The 3,145-nt window shown below is 58.9% G+C and carries 3 protein-coding genes; 2 read left to right on the top strand and 1 reads right to left on the bottom strand.

The genetic code is table 11. The annotated features are described in order from the left end of the window. Positions 1 to 351 precede the first annotated feature (351 nt). The gene (locus tag NKJ94_RS37100; RefSeq protein WP_352532700.1) at positions 352 to 672 is read right to left on the bottom strand and encodes a hypothetical protein; all 321 of its coding nucleotides are present in this window, start codon (positions 670 to 672) and stop codon (positions 352 to 354) included. Positions 673 to 916: 244 nt separating this feature from the next. Between NKJ94_RS37100 and NKJ94_RS37105 the strand changes: the two genes are divergently transcribed. Together NKJ94_RS37105 and NKJ94_RS37110 are read left to right on the top strand one after the other, a co-directional pair. Then, positions 917 to 2,359 (top strand): LuxR C-terminal-related transcriptional regulator, encoded by a 1,443-nt coding sequence (locus NKJ94_RS37105; protein WP_352532702.1) that lies wholly within the window; start codon positions 917 to 919, stop codon positions 2,357 to 2,359. 57 nt (positions 2,360 to 2,416) lie between these two features. Next, the gene (locus NKJ94_RS37110; RefSeq protein ID WP_352532704.1) at positions 2,417 to 2,773 is read left to right on the top strand and encodes a hypothetical protein; all 357 of its coding nucleotides are present in this window, start codon (positions 2,417 to 2,419) and stop codon (positions 2,771 to 2,773) included. Positions 2,774 to 3,145 lie beyond the last annotated feature (372 nt).

Genomic DNA, 3,145 nt, shown 5'->3' on the forward strand with positions numbered 1-3,145 from the left:
CGACACCAGCCGCAAATCGAAATCCCCATAACCATCGCCTGTGGCCCGCGGGTTCCTTCCTCGGGGACTTTCGTACGCCTGCCGGCGCCCGAAACTCTTCACGCAAGCAGATCGGCAGCTTTCGAGCATCCCGTTGGCAAAAGCAGTCATTCAGCTCACGACCCCAGGCGGATGCTCGTTCGCCCTTGGCCGAATCGCGCCCCTGACCCATTCCAGACATTCGTCGGATCCTAGACCGAACATGTAGCTTGGAACTCAAAGGGAGCCACCGAGCCGATACGACCGGACTAGGAAGCCAATTGACCACAATACTTGCCTGATATGCTGCCCCGGTTGCGCGCTCCAGAACGGTCACTCGTCGAGCCAGTATTGGCGGGAACAGCCGAACTGGCGCGACGCGACAGATTGGCGCTTGGCGACAAATGCCGTTGCGGAGAGACTCCGGGGCGAGTTGTTCGCTTTCGCACCAGGCACGATCATGTAACCCTGATCGACCAGTTGCAATTTCAGCTCCCTGAGATGCCGTTTGAAGCCGTTCTCGATTTGGCTCCGAGGATAGCGCCATCCATTCCTGCACGCTCGGATGAGAATATCGGAATACAATTCGGCACTAACGGCTCTCGTGGCATCTTCGGAAATCAGCTTGCCACCAGATTGCGTGCCTTCGGACAAGCATGGTCCAGCCGACAAAGGCAGCACCAGCATTGCGGCAAAGATTGATGACTTTGTCATGGATACCTCCTGTTACAGAATGGATTGGGGGCTCTGCGACCCTACGAAACCGTATCGACAGGAAAGCCTAGAATTGCTGGCGATCGGATGGCATCGTGCAAATGCTGTGTTTTCGGGATCGCATCTGTAGTATTTTGCCGTGCCGGGTCGGCCACAACTCGTAGCGGATCGGAGACTTGAAGCGATGCTTCGCGCCGTAAGCAATCCTCTGACCAGTCTGTCGGACCGGGAGCGGGTGGTCGCTGCAAAATTCGCCGAGGGGATGACCTATCGTGAAATCGGCGAGACGCTCTTCATAGCGCCGACTACCGTTCGGACCCATCTGTCGGCCATCTATCGGAAACTCGATATTCGCAACAAAGTGGCGCTTGCAACCTTGCTTGCCAACCAACACGAGCAAGACACGGGCCAGGCACCATCCGGTGGCCTTTCGGTAGAGGGCTCAGGGCCAACAGTCGTTGCGGTTCTCCCTTTTGACAATCTGAGCGCGGACGAACCATGGAACCGCTTGGCCGATGGCTTGTCGGCGGACATCATGGTCGACCTCGCTCGCTACCCCGACCTTGCGGTCATCGCCCGCCAGACCATGCTCTCGTACAAGGGACGGCGCGATGACGTGCGATCCATCGGGCGGGAACTGAATGCGGATTATCTACTTGAGGGGACCTTGCAGGCGGCAGCGCAGCAGCTGCGGATCTGCGTCCAACTCGTCGACGCGCGCACTGGAGTCGATTTGTGGACGGCCCGCTATGATCGATCTGCGGAAGACCTGTTTGCGATGCAGGACATAGTCACCGAAAACGTCGTCAATGTCCTTGCTAGCTGTTGCGGCAAGCTCGCAAAACTTCGACGTGATGTTGTCCGTCGAAAACACCCCGCCAGCCTTCGTGCCTATGACTACTATCTGCTCGGCGTCGAGCAGCACAATTTGTACACGCACGCTTCGAATGCGGAAGCGGTGCGGCTTCTGACGCGTGCCATCGAGCTGGACCCGGGTCTTGCCAGAGCCTGGACAGTCTTGGGGCTGGCGCATGCCGTCGCCGCCATCAATGCGTTTACCAATGACCCTTCCGCCGCAAAGGAGCGCTGGAAACTGTGCCTCGAACGAGCTTTGGCGCTCGACGCGGGTGATACCCATGCGCGCATATGTCTAGCCGAGCTTCGAGCCTTGCAGGGCGATCTCGTTGCCACAGCAAGAGAACATGATCTTGCCTTGGCGGCCGCCCCGCACGATGCCGATACCCTTGCCTTGCTTGCCGGAGGAAAGGCATTCGTGACAGGCGACCCGCAGGAAGGATATGAACTGGCGAAGCGCGCGATCCGTCTCAATCCACATGTTTCCTGGTACTATAGCATGCTGGGCCGGTCGAGCTTCGTTGTAGGTCTCCACAGGGAGTGCCTGACCGCGTTCAGCCAAGCTCCGCCGGACTCGCCTGCAACGCTGCTGTTCCAGGCCATGGCGCACGCCATGCTCGGCGAAACACCTCAGGCAATAAAGATTGCCAACCGGTTGGCGAGAGAATTTCCAGACATTTCGGCCGAAGGATTTATCGGCTCCTATCCAGTCACCAATCCTCCTGCAATTGCCGCGATCCGGGAGGGCGCCCGCCGCGCGGGGCTGGCCTAGCTTCAATTGAGATACCATTGCGGAGCCCTCGGCGCGACCAAGCGAATCTTAGCGACAATGTTGATTGCCTATGGCGTCGTAGACGCTATCGGCTACGCGCAGGCGCAGAATCCGCTCACCATCATTGCACCAGTCTCTGGTCAAACTGTTGATGGGACGCTCTCCTTTTCCGGGACGGCTTCCGTCAACAGCATTACACGGCGCGGAACCATTAGCGGACAGACCAATGCCGGGGTCGAATGCCGAGGGACGGCTACCGTCAATATTGCGTTCTCGCATGGAGAAGGAACGATCGTTTGCGGGCAACTCTCGTCCCGGTTCGTGTTCTCGCTGACCAGCAGACAACCCCCGGCTGGCACAGGAACGGGAACCCTTTCCGACGGGCGCAAGGTCATGTTGAGAATAGGACAATGACCACAATCGACAGCCGTTCTGTCGAGAAGTGGCGAGCTGAAAACATTGATGTACGTGGCTCGACTATTAGTCTTGCCAAAGCCGATGGAAGCCGAGTCGGTCGATGACTTCGGACGCGGAAAACGGGAGCCTGCGAGGGCCCCGTCGTAGCGGATTAATGGGTGGGCAACGCCTTCTCACGGCGCACGTTGCTTTCTCCCGTTCGGCCCAGTGGCCGAGCAGCGTTGACTGCGGATCATCGCACGGATGGATTGGAATGACTAGAACGAGGCCGGAGAACGAACCCGCTGCGCGGGAGGGGCGCCTGCGGTTGAGGTAGTGATCAAGAACCGGTCGTCGCGCTGGCGTTGAGCGTCGTCCGGCGGGGGCAGA

This window comes from Mesorhizobium sp. M0060 (genome assembly GCF_040323155.1).
Taxonomy (GTDB): domain Bacteria; phylum Pseudomonadota; class Alphaproteobacteria; order Rhizobiales; family Rhizobiaceae; genus Mesorhizobium.

Excerpts from the sequence above, each read along its gene's own strand:
- NKJ94_RS37105 (WP_352532702.1), top strand. The coding sequence starts at position 917 with ATGCTTCGCGCCGTAAGCAATCCTCTGACCAGTCTGTCGGACCGGGAG.
- NKJ94_RS37110 (WP_352532704.1), top strand. The coding sequence starts at position 2,417 with ATGTTGATTGCCTATGGCGTCGTAGACGCTATCGGCTACGCGCAGGCG.